The sequence below is a fragment of the Maribacter luteocoastalis genome, assembly GCF_048890225.1.
GTDB classification, from domain to species: Bacteria; Bacteroidota; Bacteroidia; order Flavobacteriales; family Flavobacteriaceae; genus Maribacter; species Maribacter luteocoastalis.
Window position 1 is genome coordinate 320241 of the sequence record NZ_JBMFZG010000001.1, and the last position, 21375, is coordinate 341615.

At 36.6% G+C, this 21375-nt stretch carries 15 protein-coding genes; 5 read left to right on the forward strand and 10 right to left on the reverse strand.

The annotated features are described in order from the left end of the window. Window positions 1-3: 3 nt before the first annotated feature. Window positions 4-1662 (forward strand): RagB/SusD family nutrient uptake outer membrane protein, encoded by a 1659-nt coding sequence (locus ACOCEA_RS01405; RefSeq protein ID WP_420754405.1) that lies wholly within the window; start codon window positions 4-6, stop codon window positions 1660-1662. A 239-nt stretch (window positions 1663-1901) separates the two neighbouring features. Here the strand turns inward: ACOCEA_RS01405 and ACOCEA_RS01410 are convergent, their stop codons facing one another. From ACOCEA_RS01410 to ACOCEA_RS01420, 3 genes are read right to left on the reverse strand one after another with little or no spacing between them, the layout of a single operon-like run. Next, window positions 1902-2507 carry a 3-keto-disaccharide hydrolase gene (locus ACOCEA_RS01410; RefSeq protein WP_420754406.1) on the reverse strand — a complete coding sequence of 202 codons (606 nt, stop codon included), beginning with the start codon at window positions 2505-2507 and terminating at the stop codon, window positions 1902-1904. Between the two features lie 20 nt (window positions 2508-2527). Next, a complete protein-coding gene (locus ACOCEA_RS01415) occupies window positions 2528-3604 on the reverse strand; it encodes a DUF6807 domain-containing protein (protein WP_420754407.1) in 1077 nt (358 codons plus the stop codon). Window positions 3605-3616: 12 nt separating this feature from the next. Continuing rightward, on the reverse strand, window positions 3617-4975 hold the full coding sequence (locus ACOCEA_RS01420; protein WP_420754408.1) for a Gfo/Idh/MocA family protein: 1359 nt from the start codon (window positions 4973-4975) through the stop codon (window positions 3617-3619). Between the two features lie 588 nt (window positions 4976-5563). Here ACOCEA_RS01420 and ACOCEA_RS01425 point away from each other — a divergent pair. The 3 genes from ACOCEA_RS01425 to ACOCEA_RS01435 all read left to right on the forward strand — a co-directional run bounded on the left by ACOCEA_RS01425 (window position 5564) and on the right by ACOCEA_RS01435 (window position 7792). Beyond that, window positions 5564-6205 (forward strand): SanA/YdcF family protein, encoded by a 642-nt coding sequence (locus ACOCEA_RS01425; RefSeq protein ID WP_420754409.1) that lies wholly within the window; start codon window positions 5564-5566, stop codon window positions 6203-6205. 37 nt (window positions 6206-6242) lie between these two features. Continuing rightward, the gene (locus tag ACOCEA_RS01430) at window positions 6243-7493 is read left to right on the forward strand and encodes an NRAMP family divalent metal transporter (protein ID WP_420754410.1); all 1251 of its coding nucleotides are present in this window, start codon (window positions 6243-6245) and stop codon (window positions 7491-7493) included. A gap of 107 nt (window positions 7494-7600) precedes the next feature. Further along, entirely contained in the window at window positions 7601-7792 is a 192-nt protein-coding gene (locus ACOCEA_RS01435; RefSeq protein ID WP_420754411.1) for a hypothetical protein, read from the forward strand. An 18-nt stretch (window positions 7793-7810) separates the two neighbouring features. On the opposite strand, the gene ACOCEA_RS01440 is transcribed toward ACOCEA_RS01435, so the two are convergent. The 7 genes from ACOCEA_RS01440 to ACOCEA_RS01470 form a co-directional block, all read right to left on the reverse strand. Further along, the gene (locus ACOCEA_RS01440) at window positions 7811-9724 is read right to left on the reverse strand and encodes an OmpA family protein (RefSeq protein ID WP_420754412.1); all 1914 of its coding nucleotides are present in this window, start codon (window positions 9722-9724) and stop codon (window positions 7811-7813) included. Between the two features lie 11 nt (window positions 9725-9735). Next, complete coding sequence (locus ACOCEA_RS01445) at window positions 9736-10725, reverse strand: PorP/SprF family type IX secretion system membrane protein (protein ID WP_420754413.1); 990 nt, start codon at window positions 10723-10725, stop codon at window positions 9736-9738. A gap of 7 nt (window positions 10726-10732) precedes the next feature. Continuing rightward, a complete protein-coding gene (locus ACOCEA_RS01450; RefSeq protein WP_420754414.1) occupies window positions 10733-15403 on the reverse strand; it encodes a Calx-beta domain-containing protein in 4671 nt (1556 codons plus the stop codon). Between the two features lie 160 nt (window positions 15404-15563). Continuing rightward, complete coding sequence (gene fabD, locus ACOCEA_RS01455) at window positions 15564-16448, reverse strand: ACP S-malonyltransferase (RefSeq protein WP_420754415.1); 885 nt, start codon at window positions 16446-16448, stop codon at window positions 15564-15566. A 69-nt stretch (window positions 16449-16517) separates the two neighbouring features. Then, window positions 16518-17033: a gamma carbonic anhydrase family protein gene (locus ACOCEA_RS01460; protein WP_420754416.1), complete on the reverse strand. Its 516-nt coding sequence runs from the start codon at window positions 17031-17033 to the stop codon at window positions 16518-16520. 17 nt (window positions 17034-17050) lie between these two features. Beyond that, a complete protein-coding gene (locus ACOCEA_RS01465; protein ID WP_420754417.1) occupies window positions 17051-17782 on the reverse strand; it encodes a LytR/AlgR family response regulator transcription factor in 732 nt (243 codons plus the stop codon). Then, window positions 17779-19992: a tetratricopeptide repeat-containing sensor histidine kinase gene (locus ACOCEA_RS01470; RefSeq protein WP_420754418.1), complete on the reverse strand. Its 2214-nt coding sequence runs from the start codon at window positions 19990-19992 to the stop codon at window positions 17779-17781. Before ACOCEA_RS01470 ends, ACOCEA_RS01465 begins: the two co-directional genes overlap by 4 nt. Window positions 19993-20190: 198 nt before the next feature. Here ACOCEA_RS01470 and ACOCEA_RS01475 point away from each other — a divergent pair, with 198 nt between their 5' ends. Then, on the forward strand, window positions 20191-21366 hold the full coding sequence (locus ACOCEA_RS01475) for a vWA domain-containing protein (RefSeq protein ID WP_420754419.1): 1176 nt from the start codon (window positions 20191-20193) through the stop codon (window positions 21364-21366). Window positions 21367-21375 lie beyond the last annotated feature (9 nt).

Sequence of the window (21375 nt, forward strand, 5' to 3'; positions counted from 1 at the left end):
ATTATGAACAGAAAAATTTATATACTCATAGTTTTAGCACTGGCTTTTACAACAAAGTCTTGTGATAAATTCTTAGAAGAGGAGCTAGTAACGGATGTTTCAGCGGCCTCTTACTATACTACTGAAGGTGGTTTAGAAGATGGGGTAAGAGCCACCTACTCCACTTTTAAGCCATTTTATGGCCAAGAAATGGGTGCTGCCATGTTAACATTTGGTACCGATATATGGACCAATGGTGCCGATGGAGGCCATAAGGTTTTTAATTTTTATGATGGCGGCCTTAATGGAGCAGAAAGCTATATTAGGGATTCTTGGGACAATTGGTATAAAGGTATCAATCAGGCAAATGCTATTATTAACCGTGCACCGGACGTAGATATGGATGAGGCACAAAAAACCTTACGATTAGCAGAAGTACGATTTTTAAGGGCATTCTTTTATTTTAATGTGGTTACTACTTTTGGCGACGCACACCTAAGTCTTGAAGAAACTGAAGGTGTAGAAGTTGAAGCCAACAAAACAGCACAATCAGAAATTTATGCACAAGCCATTATTCCAGATTTAGAATTTGCCATAGCCAACTTACCTAATGAACAGTCTGATTATGGTAGGGCAACTAAGCCAGCTGCAGAATTTTTATTGGGTAAAGCATTATTAACACGAAGCTATCAAGGTTTTGCAGAATCTACAGATGCTTCCAGAGCAGAAACATTATTTGGTAATGTTATTAATAATTACGGTTTTGAATTATTACCAAATTTTGCAGACTTATGGGATATTGACAACCAAGAAAATAGTGAAATGGTATTTGTAGTTCCTAATTCCAAATCTCAAGTGGATAGTGATGTTGACCCTTTTGGTCATAGATGGCATCTTTATTTTCTACATGAATATGATGTACGAAGAGGTATGACAAGGGATATCGCCAATGGTAGACCTTGGAAGAGACATAGGCCTACAGACTTTATGTTAACCTTATGGGATAGAACGGTTGACACCAGATATGATGCTTCCTTTAAACATGTGTGGTATGCGAACAAAAACGAGCCCGCTACAGATGCTGTAGGTGATGAGCCTGCAAGAGCAGCGATTGCTATCGGTGATACAGCTATCTACATCCCCGGTCCTGGAAAGGATATTGATTGGCCACAAAGTAGACAAGATGCCGTTCCATACTTGGTATATTCTAACGATGAATATAATGAAAGGCTCTTTCCTTCTATGAACAAGTGGATTGACGCAACCAGACCAGACAGACAAAAGGTCAATGGCCAACGTGATTTTATACTAATGAGGTTAGCAGATGCTTATTTACTTAGGGCAGAAGCGCGTTTACAACAAAATAATGCCGCTGGTGCTGCTGAAGACATTAATATTGTTCGATTGAGAGCTGTGGTTCCTGGACAAGAAGGTGCAAGTCAGATTACGGCTGGTGATGTAGATCTAGATTTTCTGTTAGATGAAAGAGCAAGAGAGTTGGTAGGCGAAGGCCACCGATGGTTAGATTTGGCAAGAACAGGTAAATTGGTGGAGCGCACTAGATTACACAATCCACAAGCATCACCTAATATTCAAGATTACCATAGGGTAAGACCAATACCACAAAATCAAATTGACCGAACTTTAGGTGGGTATCCTCAAAACCCAGGTTACCCTCAATAACATATTGTAGTTGAGTTAGTTTATTTAGCAACCCTTCTTTTGTTTTACTTAAGAAGGGTTATTTTTTTATCATTCTAAGTAGCATTCTTGACCACTATGGCTTAGCTTCTTTTCACTATAGCTTACGTCCTCTTTTAAGACTAAAAACTTACATGGCCAATTAATAATGACTTAATCAACCAAGTTTTTAATTCAACAAAAAATAATTTTTTAAAATATAGAAGTGTAGATGAATAAATTTATAATTCTATTACAGAAATATTTTTGAATTGCACGGTCATATCCTTACCAGGATGCAATTGTAGCCCAATTGGCCCACTTGGTTTTGCATTTTTAAGTATATAAGTCATTACCTCTACGCCATTTAACCATACTTTATAGTTATCTCCTACGACCTCGGCTTTAATGGTGTTCCAATCATCAACTTTCAACAATTCAGCTACTCCATTTGCTTCTACAGGATAACCTAAAGTAGGTACATAAGGTGATGCTGTCATGTCTCTTTTTAGCGAGCCAGATTCACCAATTTGTATTTGTACAAATTCTTTAGCTTCTCCACGCATAAAAATACCAGTATCTACGGTTCCTTCTCCAAATTTAAAATCTAATTCGACTACAAAATCCGTATACTCTTTTTTGGTCCAGAGTGCTGAACCCAGCTTATTCACATCACTTCTAGCCCATAGTACCTGATTTTCTATAGACCACCATATATTATCTTCGGGAATGTTCCAGTGGTCCAAATCCTGTCCATTAAATATGGTTTCCATTTGCCCATCGTTAATTTGGGCAACTAAATTCATGGCCGAAACTGACATAATGATTACTACTATTACTTTTTTCATTTCTTTTAGATTATTCTCAACTATAGATTGTTAAATTCATTAAACGATTTAGTTATCTCTTCCTTAGAAAGTGAGCTACCGCTGTGTATTAAAATACGATATTTAAAAGTGGTAGACTCTCCCTCTAACAATTTAAAATTTAATACATTTTTGCCTTCAGAAAAAATAGCCTGACCAAGTGGATTTGCAGCAAAAAGACCATAACCACGAGCATGCCAATAGGTAGGATAACCAACATTTTCCTTGTTATCTAAAATTGTTATTGAAACAGGTTCGTCCTTTATCCAACTTTCTAGTTTCACCCATTTGTTCCTAGTACCCCAAACATTATCTCCAGTTAAACCGCCACTAGCGACATAGTTTCCATTAACTCCTTCATTATCCAACACTTTTATTTCGGTCACATTACCTTCAGCATCTGTAAACTCAGCTGGTTTATCTGATGCCAGCTCTAACTCTCGGGCAACTCTTATCCCTAACATCCCCTCTTTATTATCATTAAAAGAAACATCTTTTAAGGCCTTTAGAACGGTAATTCTATCAATAATTCTAGTATTTTCCACTTCTGAAAAGACAAATTTTGTGGTTTCCTCCAACAGGTTTGTTTTATCAGGCGATTGCCATATAGCCTTTATGCTTATTGCGCCTTTTTTATTATCCAACCCTATTATTTCTTGATGTACTATACTGCCATACTTGTGCTTTTCACTTTCTGGAATTGCATAAGAATTATTCCAAAAATCTAGGCCATTTACATCTCCATAATTAAACCACAGCCCAACATGGTGAGGATGATCTACCCGTTCTCTTGGTCTTGATTCGTAAGGAAATCCTCTAGTTACGGTTATCCCACTTTTGGTAATTAAGGGATACAAAATTGGTTTTGGAGTCTTCCCGTCATAGATATAGCTTGTAAAAAGTTCATTACCAATTTTTACATTAACCTTTTTATTTGTTTCATCCAGATCAAAGCTAATTTCTGGTTTTTTTGCAATGTCATGAGCAATTCCTCCATTTTCTGTCACCTTTTTACCTTCATTGCAAGACATGGAAAATAGCACTACAACAATGCCAAAATACCTTAGTGTTTTATACATAATTCTTTACTCCTAATATTGAAATACTTTACCACTGGCAAGAACATCTTGTGTAGTTTCATCAAAAGTTGCTTTAAGACCTGTCCTTAAAGCAGCCGTAGTCATAATATTTGCAATAGAATGATTATAACCAGCTTCTATAGGACCGTTTGTAGTTTTACGGCTACGTATACATTCCATCCAATTCAACATATGCATAGTAGTCATATTATCTGCACCTGTATTTGCAGAAGTGACCACTTTAGGGGCATTATCCGTAAGATTAAAACCAGTTAATTTATTAGGTTCCATACCCATGGCAGAAGCAAATCTTTCATCCAATCCACCATTATCACTTACTTTGTTGGTGTCCAAATTTAATTCACCTCCATTGGAATAGTAAATTTCCTTTGTACCACCGGCAGAATTAGTAAATCTAGAAGAGTACGTAACTTGGAACCCGGAAGTTAGATCATCTGAAGGCCCATAATCAAAAACGGCAGACATGGTATCAAAATTCTTACGACCATCTTTCCACAAATAAATACCACCATTGGCCGCAACACTACGGGGGTGACTTAAACCAGTGAACCAGTGAACCGTATCTATTTGATGGGACATCCATTGGCCAGGAATACCGGAAGAATACGGCCAAAATAGTCTGTATTCCAAATATTTTCTTGGATCCCAAGCAGCCTCAGGTCTATTCATTTGGTATCTTTTCCAATCTACATCCGACTCTCTAATTTCACTCGTTAACTTAGGCAAACGCCATCTACCCGGCTGGTTTACATTCCAAGTCATTTCAACCATGACAATATCTCCAAACTTACCCGACTTTATATAATTATTTGCCGCATGATAATTAGAGCCACTTCTTCTTTGAGATCCAATCTGAAAAACTATTCCAGCATCCTTCACTGCTTTCATCCCAACACGGGCATCAGCCATAGTTTCGGCAAATGGTTTTTCACAATACACATCTTTTTTAGCATTTGCAGCTTGTACCGTATGTAGGGCATGTTGAAAATCTGCCGTAGAAATGATTACCGCATCTATATCGTTTTTATCATACATTTCTTCATTGTTCCTCCATGACGTAATTTTATTTCCTGTAACCTCTTTCACTTTTGCCATACCTTCATCACGTCGACGATTCCAAATATCTGACACACCTACCAATTCAAAATTTTGAGCTTTGCTTAAACTATTAAATGCTGGTAGTAAGGCTCCTTTAAAGCGATTAGAAAAACCAGCTATTCCAACAAGCACACGATCATTTGCGCCTATTATTTTTCTATAACTACTGGCACTCATTGCATTGGCACCTAGCACTATTCCACCTGACGCCAACGCGGTTTTCTTAATAAATGTCCTTCTTGATTTTCCCATGGTTTTTAAATTAAATTTGTCTTGTTAACTATTTTTTGAACTTTTCCTTTTGCTTGATAATTTTATTATTCCACTGTTATCTCCTATCTAAATTTTCAAAGTCTAATGCAATAACTCCCTTTATCATTGATGAAGATCCTACAGGAACCAACAATACTCAGCAGAAACAATAAACACTGTTATCGATTACACATATTTTTGCGTTTATATAAAAATATTATTAATATATGTATTTATCCGTTAAAAAATTGATGAATAAACAAGTTGGGGCAATTTATTTGTTACATAATTATGATAATCTATTAAACTAAACTATAAAACCTAAATATCTGATTAACATTGCTTTGGTTTACTTCCTTTAAATCTGATTTAATTTTCAATCAACTTCTTTATAGAAACCCGTAAATTCAACATATGAAAAAACTTATTCAAATAATTGGTGCTTGGTATGGCGCTAAAAAAATAGGAGGGGGTAAATGTGGATGTATAGGTACAGTATTTGTTTTCCTGTTATTATATTGGATATTAGGTCATGTACTTGATTTATTTTAAATCTGTTACACCATTTGCAATTGCTTTATACGGTTCATGAAAATTCAAAAAAAAATAGTTAAGATAATTTTAGCCTTGTTTGTGGGGCTCCTACTGGTACTGATTATTTGCAACTATTTAATTAACTCTTTTGCCCAAGGACGCACTTATAGTACTCTTTCAGAAATACAAAAAAACAAGGTAGGTCTGGTATTAGGTACTTCTAAAAAACTTAAAAACGGACAAGCCAATCCTTATTATGATAATAGGATTAAAGCTACCGTTAAACTTTTTACAGCAAATAAGATTGAATTTATACTGGTAAGTGGTGATAATGGCAGCATTTACTACAATGAACCTAGCACCATTAAAAAAGATTTAGTCGCAGAAGGAATACCTGCAGAACGTATTTTCTTAGACTATGCCGGTTTTAGGACATTAGATTCCATGGTTAGGGCAAAAGAAGTTTTTGGCCTAAATGAATTGACAGTGATATCACAAAAATTCCATAATGAAAGGGCTATTTATATAGCAAATCATAAAGGCTTGAACGCTATTGGTTTCAATGCAGAGGATATATCCTTAAAGGCAGGTATGCAGGTTCAGCTGCGAGAATATTTTGCCCGGGTCAAAGTGTTTTTAGATATGGCTTTAAGAACACAACCAAAATTTTATGGGGACAAAATTAAAATCGAATGATTAATTTTAAATCCATTAAAAACGTAAAACCAAATTCATGTCCAACGTAAAGGCTCTAATTAAAAATTTAGGTCCAGGTCTATTGTTTGCCAGCATGGCTATAGGCACTTCACATTTGGTACTTTCTACCAAAGCAGGTGCCCAATACGGTTGGATTATGGTTATTCCCATTGTTTTGGCCAATGTTTTCAAATATCCTTTTTTTGAATTTGGCGTACGATATACCAGTGTAACAGACAAAACACTTATAGAAGGTTATCTTAACAGAGGTAAAGGTTATTTATGGTTTTATACAATTATAACCTTGGTATCTACATTTACAATTCTAGCTGCGCTATATACTGTGACAGCCGGGCTTTTCATAAATCTTTTTAAGATTTCTGGAACATCTATAGGCATGGTTGCCTTAGGATTGTTTATTTTAATTAGCACCTTATTGATTTTTGGCCGCTACAAATTTTTAGAACTAAGCCTTAAATTTGTGGTAAGTATCCTTTTTATAGCACTTGTGGTTACTACGGCATTGGTTTTATATAATGGCCAAACAGAAACTGTTGCAAATTTCACCCCTACTCCTATTTTTAATGAAGCTGGCATACTTTTCTTAATTGGACTTATGGGATGGATGCCTACCACCGTGGAAGCATCTAGCTGGGTTAGTTTATGGAGTATTGAAAAATGGAAAAACCAACAGAAACCATCTTTAAAAGCATCCTTACAAGAATTTAACACTGGGTATATCATCACTGCTGTCCTTGCGCTGTTTTTTATGACCATTGGTTGGTTTACGCTTTACGGGACCAATACGGAGTTAAGCAATAATGCAGTAAGCTTCGCTGATCAAGTGGTGGTCCTTTTTACTACCCACATTGGAGCTTGGGCCTATATTTTTATTGCCATATCTGCGTTTGCTACCATGTTCAGTACCTGTATGACCGCACATGATGCAGTAAGTCGGGTAAGTTTGGACATCATTGATCTATTATTCCCAAAAAAAAGAAATAAAAAGCAAAAGTTCCGTTTTGCTATTACAGTGCTCATATTAGCAAGTATTAATTATATTGTTATCGCAGCCTTTTCTGCAAATATGGGTAATCTTGTAGCTTTGGCGACTTTTGTGTCTTTTGTAGTAGCACCAATAATAGGTTATATGAACCTTAAGAATGTAATGAGTGATGACCTTCCCCTTAAATTCAGACCCAACAAAAGACTTCAATTACTCACCTATGTTGGAATAATCTTCTTATCGTTATTCTCTATTTACTATTTCTGGATAGTAATTTTCTAAATACTATTTTAACAAACGTCAGGGTAAGTTTGTATAATAGTTAACAAACCGGATTTGGTATCCGGTACATTATTAAGAACCTTTGTTTTTAATTCAAAAAAGTTTAAATGAAGTTGATGTTCGTAAAAAGAATAACCAAAAAGGAAAAAAGATATACCAAAAGCATGGGCATCCTGTACACCAATGTCACCTATATAAACAAAAAGCTTTTAGGAATTACGCTAAGTACCATACAAAAATATAGAAACACTTATTACGGAGAAATTAAAGACTGTAAAGCGTGTGAATTGTCTAAATAAGCAAAAGAAGGGTTTGGGTTAATTAACAACTTCTATAAGTGTTCTTTCATTCTGCTTATGTAAAAAGTCCAAACAATAATTACCATTGGTACAGTTATTCTTTATTTTCTCCTCTCCATACCCAATAGATTCAATAATATTTGAAGCGCTAACCCCGTTCTTCAAAAGGTATGTCTTGATGGCATCAGACCTGTTTTGAGACAATCTTTTGTTAGACTCTGACCCACCCCTACTATCCGTATGGGTTTCAATCCTGAGTCTTAATTCTGGAAAACGCTTTACAGCGTTAACCGCCTTATCCAGCTCTAAAGCCACCTGTGCGTTAACAATACTTTGATTTTTATCAAAAAAGAATTTACCGATATCAATTACCGTTTTACCTTCTTCTTCAGCAATTAAATCATCCAATAACACCAGTTCCATGATAAAAGCAGATTTTTGAGCCGCTTCCATTCCCTCTTCATTATATGTGTCTGAAAAGGTAGAATACCTATCCTTTGTTGCTTCAATAGTAATTTGCGGCTCCCAAGGGATTTCCATAGTATAATTGCCTTCTATATCCGTATTTATCGATTTTAAGATATCTCCCTCTTTTCCTATCAACCTTAGCTGGACCCTATCAATTCCAGAATTGGTGGTTGGGTTTACCACTTTACCTTTAATGGCAAATGTTTTTAATCCTGGACTTTTGTTTAAAGTATAATGATAAATATCGTCCTTACCTTTTCCACCTTGTCTGTTTGATGCAAAATAGCCTTCAAATCCATCTTTTTCGCTCCCTCTTATAATAAAGCCAAAATCATCCGCTTCGGAATTTAGTCCTTTACCAATGTTTACTGGAATACTATAGGCATTGCTGCCAATAATATTTGACTTATACACATCCATTCCACCTAGTCCATAAAAGACATCAGATGAGAAGTATAGGCTCCCATTAAAAATATAAGGCGCTATTTCATTTCCTGGTGAGTTAATCCTTGGACCTAAATTTATTGGAGCTGACATAATTTGGCCATTATTGGTAATCACATAGTATAAATCTGTTCCTCCATAACTATCTTCAAAATTAGCTGCAAAATAAAGCCTCCCACTAGTACTATCGTAATAAGGGTAATAAAACGAAGTACTTAGATCTTTCAACAAAAACCTAAATTGTCCGTTATCATATAGCATGCCCATGGCCAGGGCATTTTTACCATTATCATCAAAAGCCATTTCCCCATCCTCTGTATTGGAAAGGATATAAAAAAACCTATTTATTTCCTCTGCATAATAAGGTGTTGACTTATGAAATTTAGAAACGGGAATTTTACCAAATGCTGTAGCCGTTTTTACATCGCCATCTATCGCAATCGCTCCCTCAAAAATCTCCAAATATGACTCTCCTGAAGGTTCATATATAGCTTTGGATTTTAAAGGCCTACTACTACTAAACAACAAGGCTTCTTTATAAAATGCAGGTGAAAAGTCAGTTAAAGGCGTATTAACAGCAAGATTAGATATACTAATTTCATCCAAATCATTGGCACTATCCAACAGGCTATAATTAAACTCTGCATTTTCTAATAATTCTTGAGACAATAGTGGTGATTTGGATCTTAGGAATGCTTGAACCCTATCCCTGTTTGAACTTTTGGTTAAGGTCTGAAGTAATTTATTAAAACGATGTACAGAAATAATCGTGTCATTTTTATTAACATCCATATATAATTCAGATGCCTTTTCAAATTCCCCAATCTTAAAATAAGAATCCGCAAGATTTAATAGTTGAGAATTGGTTAACCGGTGTTTGCCTTGTTCCTTTATATACTCTTGAATGGCTTGTTTATATTGATAGCCATAAAAATAATTATCCCCCTTGGATTTTTTCTCCTGAGCCAACATGGCAAAAGGCAACAGAAATAACGATACGATTAATAATCTAAAATTCATATCTCAATATTTTAAAAGAATCTAGGTGTATCAATTTGTTTTGGCTTGCCTTTGCTATTCTTATTATCGGTATTCTTGGCATTGGTATTACCCCCTTTTCCAAGATAAAACTTCAAAATCACTTCATGTGATCCGCTATTAAATTCTCCCAACGTATTTGTATTATAATCATAGGAATACCCCAAAAACATACTATTCGATATCTGAAAACCAGCCAAACCGCTAAAAGCATTATCTACTCTATATGATACACCAGCCGTAAAAACATCAGCTATTAAAAAATTAGTTGAAACATTTAAATTTATAGGACTACCTTTAAGGGAGTTGATCAAAAATGCCGGTTTAAATTTTAAACCATCGGACAAATTAAAAACATACCCACCTATAAAATTGAACTGTAAGTTATCCTCAACCACAGTGGCCACCTCATCATTATAAATACCTTCAGTTAGAAAATTAGGAATGGATACCCCTAAATACCATTGATCGCTATATAAAAAAGTACCCGCCCCAATAGTTGGGTAAAAATTGCTTATCGTTTCATTGTTCAGTGGTTCTCCCGGATTTTCAAACGTACCTTTTGAAAAATCAACATTCAGAAATGAACCGCCTGCATCAATACCAAAAGATAATTTTGTTTCATCGGAAATATTAACTTGATATGAATATGATAAGTCCGCATAGGTTTGTGTCACAGGACCCAATTGGTCGTTGACTATATTAAACCCCAATCCCATTTTTTCGTTGGACAAGGGTAAGTTAGTACCAAATCTAATGGTTCTTGGCGCTCCTGGAATGTCTATCCATTGTGCCCGATATAACGCAGCCAATTCCGCATTTTCAACCGTACCTACGTAGGCAGGGTTAAAACTACCTATGTTGTACATATATTGGGTATACTGTGGTTCTTTTTGCGCATAAGCATTAAAGAAGACAGCGGATATCAGAAGTGAAAAACTAGATATCAGTATATGTTTAAAACTAAAAATCTTGTTATGCATAGATGTATTATCTAATCAATTGTATCCAACCTTTATCTACTGTTGGCTCTGAATTGTTGATACTGTAATTTAGAATATAGAAATAAGTACCTTTTGGAACTTCCTTACCTTTATATGTACCATCCCAAACTTGTTTCCCAGTTTGCTGTTCTTCAGTAGTGTAAACTAAATTCCCATACCTGTCAAATATATTGATCTTATAAACAACAGTCTCATTTAGTCCGGTATCTTGGTTTCTTAAATTGATGGTTAACATATCATTGATGCCATCTCCATTAGGCGAAAACTGGTTAAACAAGAAACCTGGATCTGTAGGAGTTGGAACACCTACAACAACCGTTACTTTACTCTGGTCGTTATCCGGTTTACTATCCCTAGGGGAAGAATTTACCAAAATAGCAGAATTATCGAAGGTACCTTCTCGTGTAACTGTTCCTATTATTTGTAATGTTACACTATTTTCCTCACCAACTTCCAATGAAGGAATTGTCCAAATACCTGTTACCTCATCATAGGTTCCAACATCAGCACTACTTGATCCAAAATCAAAAAGAGCTTCCTGACCAGGTTCAACACTATCTTGTACTGATATATTATTAATGACATCGCCCAGTTCAGACTGATTTTCTACTGTAATGGTGAATATAATCTGGTCACCAACAAGTGGCGTTGCATTATCAACTGATTTAGTAATGGCCAAGTCTATTCCTTCAGGCACTACTGTTGCTATGGTAACCGTGGCGGTATCATTATCAGGATTTTCATCCAACGGAGTAGAGCTTAACAACTCGGCCGTGTTCGTATAAGTACCTTCCTCCTGTACCAGAACCGTAATTTCCAAGGTGGAAGTTGCAAGGGCAGTTAAATTCTCTATAACCCATTGACCACTTAACTCATCATAAGAACCAGTAGACTCAGTGTGTGACACATATTGAAATCCTGTTTCGATAAAATCACCTATCACTGCCTCCACTACCAATTTATCTGTCAAGTTATTTACGGTAACAGTAAACACTATTTCATCTCCCGCAATAGCATCCAGCCTATTGGCACTTTTCGCAATCTCTAAATCCACGGGACAATCAACACTGGAATTATCGGGTATACAAGGATTTTCGTTAGCCGGATCTTGCTGATCATTTACTCCATCACTATCAGCATCATCGGTATTTGAATCTAAGGCATCTATGATACCGTCATTATCCTCATCTAAAGGATTTATCAAATCTGGCCCAACCTCAACACCATCTTCTATACCGTCACCATCTGTATCGGGATTATTGGGATCCGTACCCAGTGTAGCTTCTTGACCACCCAATAGACCATCATTGTCGTCATCAGTTTCACAATCACTTACTGATATCGTGACATCTACCGAAACTTCTGTACATGGCGCAGTAGAGCCAATGGTCGTAAAGGTAAATACATAATTTCCTGATGCTAATCCGGTAAAATCAATGCTATTTTCACTAGTTAACACTATACTATTGGAAGGATCTGTCTTAACTACCCATAACCCTGTACTTGCCCCTGACAATCTATTGTCCAAATCTACAATGGTTGGTCCATTTGTAGCCACATTACATATAGAACTATTAGTGGCTACACCTGTTGTAGCTTGAAAACCAATGGTTGCTATCACTGGCTGTCTTTCACTTGCACAACCATTCTCTATAGCCTCTGCATAATATGTGCGTGTAGTACTAAGCACGGGGGTAGTAAACTCCTCACCTACTGCAATGGGCGTGTCTGCATCTACACTATCATACCAATTAATTGATGCCCCAGAACTTGGAGTAGCCCTCAACAGTAATGTCCCAGAACCACATCTTTCATTATCGGTAACGCTATCTAAGGTAGGTGTTTCATTTAATACGATCTCAACTGCAATAGTGCCACTTGCACAGTCATCGTCAAAATTGTTCGGCGTACCATTATCATCTAAAAAGAAACCATAAAAAGAACCGGCATTTGGCGGGTTCTCAACTTCAGATGGCAATAAATATGCATTTTCATTTAATGGGTTGGAATTTCTACTCCATACTAATGTTGTCCCTGGAGGTGGTGTACTAGAGGTATAGTCATTAAGACTCCTATCTATTACATCACAAAACAATGTAGAAACAGTAGGATCCAAAATTGGGGCAGCCACACAGTTATCATCGTCATTTATGGCACCTACAGCATTCCCATCATTTAATTGGACACCGTTTGTTGGCGACCCTAACTGCACATTAAAAGTTTCGGTATCTTCTATAAGCTGATCGTTTATAATGGTGAATTCTATGCTTTGCACCTCTCCTGCAGTACCGGTAAAGGTCAGTACATTGTTAGGAGCTACATTGCCAGAATAGTCCACCCCGCCTCCTGTAGCCGTATCATCAGAAAAAGTATACGAAACGGTAGTTCCCCCAACTACTGCTATATCCAGAGTCACATCTAATTCTAGAAGACCGGTTACATCATTTTCATTAATGGCCTTATCCGCAATGGATAGTGTAGCCTGATCATTATCCGCTATCGTAACTGTTGCTGTTCTAGAAGCAGTACCGCCTAAGGCATAACCTGTACCAGCAACCAATGTTATGGTCACCGATTCGCTGCCCTCCATTATCGTATCATCAATTGATACAATGGTGATAGTTTCCGTTTGTTGCCCATTAAATATGGTAGCGCTTGTACCAACCGTAGTATAATCCGTTCCATCAACAGCAACTCCAGACATGGCAAAGTTAATTGTAATTGCGCCTCCTGTATTGTTAGGTTTTCCTAAATCTATAGTAAACTCACCCGTAGCACTTGTGGGTGTACTCTCAGCTGCATTATTATCTGTCGCCGTAACGGTTACGGTAAAATCATTATCCGCTATGGTAACCGTACCTGTATCATTAGAATTGTCCACAGAATATCCTGCTCCAGATGACAATGTTAAAGTTACCGTTTCAGAATTTTCTACTATGGTATCATCTACCGGGGTAATAAATACGTTTGCATCTATTCCTCCATCAGGGATAGAAACACTTGTATTTATATTAGAAAAGTCGGAACCTTCTGTCGCATTTCCAGACAATGTGAAATTAATAGTTAAAACAGCCCCTGTATTATTAATTTGATTAAGACTTATTAAGAACGAACCAGAATCGTTCGCCGGTGTATTTTCGGAAGCATTGGGATCAGTAGTAACCATTGACACTACAAACTCATCGTCATCCAGGTTAGTGACAACCACATCCGGAACATCATTATCACTCAAAGAATTATAATTAGGATCTGCGGAATTATCCATTCGTACACGAATAGGATCAACAATATCTCCGTCTACCATAGTATCATCTTCACCGGTAACGATCAGTGACACACCTGTATTCCAATTGGCAGGGGTAATCGTAATGTTTGATGGACCACTTGTTTCACTGCCATCATACTGATCAATCCTTAATACCACATCTGCCGTAGGTTGGCTAGTCAATGTATATACAAAAGTTGCTGTTCCTCCTGCTTCTGTGGTTGTACCTGTGGTTGGAGCTACATTAACACCTACAACATCATTATCGCTGATAGAAACTGTTGCTGTATCTCCCGTTCCTAATTCATAACCTGTACCAGCTGCAAGTGTTAAAATAATATCTTCAGTACCCTCGAAAAAATCATCATCTACTGGAGTTATGGTTACTAACGCTGTTTGATTACCATCGGCAATTGTAACATTGCCAGCAATAGTGCTATAATCATCTGTATTATCCGCAGAACCGGTAATCGTATAATTTACGGTAATGGCATTACCTGTATTGTTTACATCTCCCAAGTCTATGGTAAACTCACCTGTACCTCCATTTTCATTGGCCAGCGCATCCGTAGCGGTAATAGTTGCTGTATAATCGTTATCTAAGATACTTACTGTTGCATTATCAGCTGCTCCTATGGTAAACAAAGCATTATTTGTTGAATTTAAGGTGATGGTTACTTCTTCTGTCCCTTCCACCAAAGTGTCATCAACTGGATTTATAGTAAAGTTCTTTAATACTGTTGTGCCATTACTTGCAAAATTAGCATTCCCAGTAACTGTATAATCCGTAGTTACGGTAGCAGAACCTGTTAACGTATAATCTGTTATCACGGTTGACCCAGTACCATTTGGCTTATCGGACAAAATTCTAAAGCTTGCACTTGAGGGGCCTTCCTCATTTCCTTCTAGGATATTTAGAACAACCGTTATGATACCTGTATCATTATTTGTAATCTCAACTTCGGCAGAACTAGCAACTGGGGTTAAACCTGGGCTATTCGTAATGTTAAGTATAACATTTTCTGTTAGCTCGACTATGTCGTCATCAACCACATTAAGATCTAAGGCTCGGCTACCGTTCCCCAAAAAGTCAGTTAGAATGTTAACCGAAGCTGGTAAAACAGCATAATCATCCCCTGAAATTGCGGTACTTGCCGGATCTATTTGCAAATCAATTGTATATATTGAGAAGGGGTCCCCAGCTGTAACACTAACAGAATACTGCCCATCTGCCGGTCCAGTTTCATTGGCATTTGGTTGTGTTGCTTGTATATTGACAGTCTGTGCTGTTAGTATAGTAGCACCAAAAAGGAAAAATAAGGGCAGTAGTCGTATGGCTAATTTTATACACTTTGTTTTAAAAAAGCCCATAGCAATAATTTTCAATTTCATACGTAGCAATTTGAATTATTAAATCGCAATGCCCACTTTTAACAGTGTCTCAAATAAAAAATGGGGAATCAATATTACTAAAAAAAACACCTAAACCGTTAATAAACAGATTAAAAAAGGCTTTTTAGGTTGAAATACAAGTTTTGGTGCAAAACACCAATTATTCTATTACTGGCGAATTTGTTTCTGCTGTAGGTTCAATTTTTTTTACCAAACCTTGCAACACCTTTCCTGGCCCAATCTCGGTAAATACCAAGGCACCATCTTTCACCATATTACGGACACTTTGCGTCCATTTCACGGGTGCTGTAAGCTGTAACATCAAATTTTTCTTGATTTCATTAGCATCTACTACAGGAGTTGTAGTTACATTTTGATAGATTGGGCAGACAGGAGCACTAAAAATGGTATTTTCAATGGCAGCTGCCAATTCTTCCCTTGCAGGTTCCATTAAAGGAGAATGAAAAGCACCACCTACAGGAAGTACCAATGCCCTTCTGGCCCCTGCCTCTTTCATTTTTTCACAAGCCAAGTTAATGGCATCTATTTCTCCCGAAATCACCAATTGTCCTGGGCAATTATAGTTTGCCGCAACTACGATACCCTCGGTTTCCTCGCAAATTTTCTCAACCAATTCATCATCCAAACCAAGAACGGCCGCCATGGTGCTAGGTTTCAACTCACATGCCTTTTGCATAGCTAAGGCCCTTTGAGAGACCAACTTTAATCCATCTTCAAAACTTAATGCTTCATTGCCAACCAATGCTGAGAATTCACCCAATGAATGACCAGCTACCATATCTGGCTTAAAGGCATTGCCCATTACTTTGCCCATAACTACAGAGTGCAAAAAAATTGCTGGTTGTGTTACCTTGGTTTCCTTTAATCCTTCTGGGGTACCATTGAACATTACATCAGTAATATCAAAACCAAGAATTTCGTTTGCGGTTTGAAACATATCTTTGGCGATTGGAAATTTTTCGTAGAGATCAAGTCCCATTCCAACAAATTGAGCACCTTGACCGGGGAATATATATGCGTTCATTTTCTTTAATTTAAGTGGGGCAAAAATAAGTATATTGTATGTAAACGCAATTTTTAGAATATGAAGTTATTATTCTTCCTTTTTAAACCATCCAGAATACATGATATAAGCCTCTGCAATTCGGTTAATTTCGCCTGTGCTTAATTCTGAGCTAATATCTTTTATCTTTTTTGCCGGCATCCCTGCAAATATAGTTCCTGAAGGCACATGGGTTCCTTTCGTCACTACTGCACCAGCGGCAATAATACTATTGCTTTCCACAATACAATCATCCATTATAATACTTCCCATACCAACAAGTACATTATCTTTTATGGTACAGCCATGCACTATGGCATTATGTCCAATAGAAACATTATTTCCAATGGTAGTAGGCGACTTTTTATAGGTACAATGAATAACGGCACCGTCCTGCACGTTCACTTTATTCCCCATTTTGATATAGTGAACATCGCCCCTAAGTACAGCGTTAAACCAAACACTACATTGATTTCCCATTTCAACCTCACCAACTACAGTGGCATTTTCTGCTATAAAACAATCCTCCCCTATTTTTGGGGATAACCCTCTAACTGCTTTTATCATATCTAAAACTTTACCAATTATTCAAAAAAGGATAATAACTCTTTTTTCTTGGAAGCTGACACCAAAAGTTCTTTGCCATTTGATATGACCACGCTTCCTCCTTTGCCTTTCCTATACTTTACAATCTCGTTTACATTAACAAGGTAAGATTTATGTATTCTTGCGAAAGGAAATTCTACCAGTGCCTCTTCAAAATACTTCAGTGTTTTACTTACCAATATTTTTTTATTCTCCAGGAAAATTTCGGTATAGTTATCATCCGCTTTACAGTACAGTATATCCGTTACATTTAGTACTTGAAAACCGTCTTGTTGGGGCAATGTAAGTTTGCCTTTTACACTTTTAGCATTTGTATTTAACACTTGTTCCTGAAGTTTGTCTTCTTTAGTCCTTACTTCTGACACATAATCTACAGCGTTAATGAGTTCATCAATATTGATGGGCTTGGTCAAATAATAGGCGGCATGATGGTTTAGTGCATCTTTTGCATATTGGTCATAGGCAGTCACAAAAACGGTTTCAAAAGTGCGGTCTGGTACTTGCTCCAACAAATCAAAGGCATTTCCAAAAGGCATTTCCACATCTAAAAAAATTAAATCGAGCTCGTTTCCATTAATAAGCTCTAAACCTTCACTTATTGATGAAGCTTCTCCCAAAAGATTCACTTGTGGACAGTACTTATTTATATAATTGGACAAGATTTCCCTACTATTAGCTTCGTCCTCTATAATAATCGCATTTAAATTCATTTGTCTCTTTTTATTGTGAAAAGCACCTTGGTACCGCTGCCATCCGATTTTAAATCAGCAATTTCCACATCTACCTTATCGGTATACATAGTATTTAAAATGGCAACCCTTTTTTTAATAATGCCCATACCCTTTGACTTTTGTAGTTGCTGATTTTTGGTCTTTAGTGCCGCAGATTTGGTTCTGCCAATACCATTGTCTGTGATGGTGATTTCAAGGGCATCATCGCCAACGGGTTTCAAATCGATCTGCAATAGTCCTTTTTCATCTTTATATCTAAGTCCATGCCAAATGGCATTTTCAATATAAGGCTGTAATAACATAGGTGGAATTTGAAAAGACGCTATGTCAATTTTATCGTCGATATGAATCTTATATTCAAACTTATCTGGAAATCTAGAGTGCTCTAATTTCACGTATAGCTCCAACAATTCCAGCTCTTTGGATAAGGGTATAAAATCCTCTTCTGAATTCTCCAAAACCGACCTCATCAATGTAGAGAAATCGCTTAGATATCTATTCGCGCTTCGTTCATCGTTCTTGGAGATAAAATTATTTACAGAATTTAAGGCATTGAAAATAAAATGGGGATTCATTTGCGAACGCAGCGATTTTAATGCCAACAAATTATTCGCCAATTTCTGTTGTTGGTTGCTCCTATAAAAAAAGAAAGCTGCCAAACCCGTCAACAATAAACCAAAAACAAGCGAATAAATGACCCAACGCTGCCTCTTGTAACTTTCCTCTGCAAGCTCCTGCTCCGTTAAGGCCAAGTCATATTTGCTTTGCGTAAGTTCCCGCTCTTGTTCCAGACCGGTAATTCTACTTTGTGTTGTTGCGATTTCCCTATTAAAACGTGCTGCCCTAGAAATCTCTTGTTCTTTACGAACGTATAAGGTATCTACCAAGGTTACGTATTCTTGATACGTGGCCAATGCCTTGTTATTATCACCTTTAAATTCGTAGACTTCAGACAATTTACGAGTAGCATCTTTCTGCACCACCAGGTCATCTTCAGAATCAGCCTCTACAATACTCCGTTCTAGATACGGGATGGCCTCATTATATTTATCCTGGGCAATGTAGGCATTAGCAATTTTATAGTTAATTCTTTGTCTGGTAATGGTATCTCCCAACCCCAAAATCGTATTGTCTTGTTTTGATGTATTCAGGTTTCCAAGTTCTTCCAAGCTATTTTTCCGAATGGCTATCTCTTCTTTATATTGACTCTTTTTATTATAGAAATCAGCAACTTTTTCCTTTTCCTGCAGCGCTCGCTTAGGGGCAAGTTGATTGGCCAATTGTACCGAATTATCATAATACACTTCTGCTTCCACCAACTGATTACTTTGCGCATAAGCATCTGCAATCTTGGAGTTTAGGTCAGTCATTTTAGACGTCAACTGATTCTTTGTCGCAACCTGTAATCCTGCATTGTAATAAGTTATCGCATCCTGCGTGGCGTTCTCACCTCTTTTGGCATCTCCCAGCAACTCGTATAAGGTTACCCGTTGATCGGGCAACATACTTTTAAGATCTTGGATCGGTTCCAATACCTCTTCGGCATCTTTATATGATTTATTTAAAATTAGGGTTTGGGCCAAAAGTAAAGAAGTAGCTATGGTCTTATGTGCTTTTATGGCATCGTTAAAATTATCTATTGCCAAATCATATTGCTTATGATATAGGTATATTTCGCCTAAAGTTGTTAATGACTTGGCAAATTCTATTTTATTTCCTGAACTTTCTAAATATGTAATAGACTTTGCAACATAATCAATGCTTTTTGCAATATCGGTATACTTAAAAATTTGCGCGGAATCCAACATGGACTGATGTAAGTTGGCCCTTCTGTTTAAAACAGATGGACTGGATTTTTTTTTGTTACCCCACTCAAAATCCTCAACCTGAACCTTTACATCTTCCTTGCTTCTAATGAGATACCGTACAGTTTCAAAATTAGCATGTTCAACTATTAATTCATCTCCTATTTTTGCACGTATCCTAAATTCCCCAAGTCCATCAGTAAGGGTATTTTCTCCAGAAGAAGTAGAAACGTAAACACCCGAAATTGGTTTTAATGAGCTTTTTTCTTCTACATTTCCCTTTAAGACAAAAGCGACCTGTTCATTTCTATTTTGTGAAAAACAGAAATGAAGGCCAAGAAACATTATGGCCAATGTGTAAACAATCTGTCTGTATATATTCATAACTACTGTAAACTTAGTTGAATAATATGTCAACAAAAAATGCAAAATCTATCCAAGATAATTTTTAAAACAGCTAATTACGGACTTGGCAAAGTCAAAGTACCACTTTACTCATCAAAACGAACATTTCCCTCAAAACTGTTTTATTATAAAGAAGTTTAAACTCAGTTTTATAGCGAAATATTAAAAAATAGCGATATGAAACTAAGTCTAAAATCAATAACAATTGGACTACTAACAATAGCCTTATACTTCTTTAACAGCTACGAGCTAAAAGCAAATTCCAAAAAAGAAACTATAATTACAAAGAGAATACCTCCGTTAGAAAAATCGAAAAACAACACCGTAAAAATCGCGTTACTTTTGGATACAAGTAACAGTATGGACGGACTTATAAACCAAGCCAAATCTCAATTATGGGATATTGTAAATGAGTTTACCAATGCTGAATGTCAAAATAAAATTAGACCAGAGTTACAGATAGCCATTTACCAATATGGTAATGACCATTTATCCTCTAGAGAAGGATATATACAACAGGTATTAAACTTTTCGAACGATTTGGATGAAATATCTGAAAAGCTATTTTCTCTCTCTACCAATGGGGGTGAGGAATATTGCGGGCAGGTAATTCAAACTTCCTTAAACCAACTGGATTGGGGCAAAAATCCAGATAATCTGAAAATGATATTCATTGCCGGAAATGAACCTTTTGACCAAGGACACTTAAATTTTAAAGATGCCGCAACCAATGCCAAGGAAAAAAATGTAATTGTAAATACCATTTATTGTGGCGGTTATGAAGAGGGGATTCAGACCCATTGGAAAGAAGGTGCTAGACTAACAGCTGGCGAATATATGGCCATTGACCATAATAGGGAAGTGGTTCAAATCAGCACTCCGTATGATGATATAATCATAAAGTTGAACTCTAAACTTAACAAAACTTATATCTCCTATGGTTCCTTAGGAATAACAAAAATGGAAATGCAAATAACCCAAGACGATAACGCTATGGCTTTGGAAGAGGTTGTAGCGGTTAAAAGAGCGGTGAGCAAAAGCTCTAGGCTGTATAACAATAAGCATTGGGACTTGGTAGACGCATCAAAAGAGAAAGATTTCGATGTCTCTGAAATTAAACCTGAAGCGCTTCCAAAGGAATTAAAAGGTAAGTCTAAAAAGGAAATTGAATCTTTTATTACCAATAAAGCCACTGAAAGAAATGAGATACAAAATGAAATTCAAGAATTGAATAGAAAAAGGGAAGCTTACATAGCTAAAAATAAATCTGAAGAAAACAATGGCGAATTAGAAAGTGCCATGTTAAAAGCTATAAAAAGACAAGCTTCAGCAAAAAATTATATCTGGAAATAAAAGTGTTTT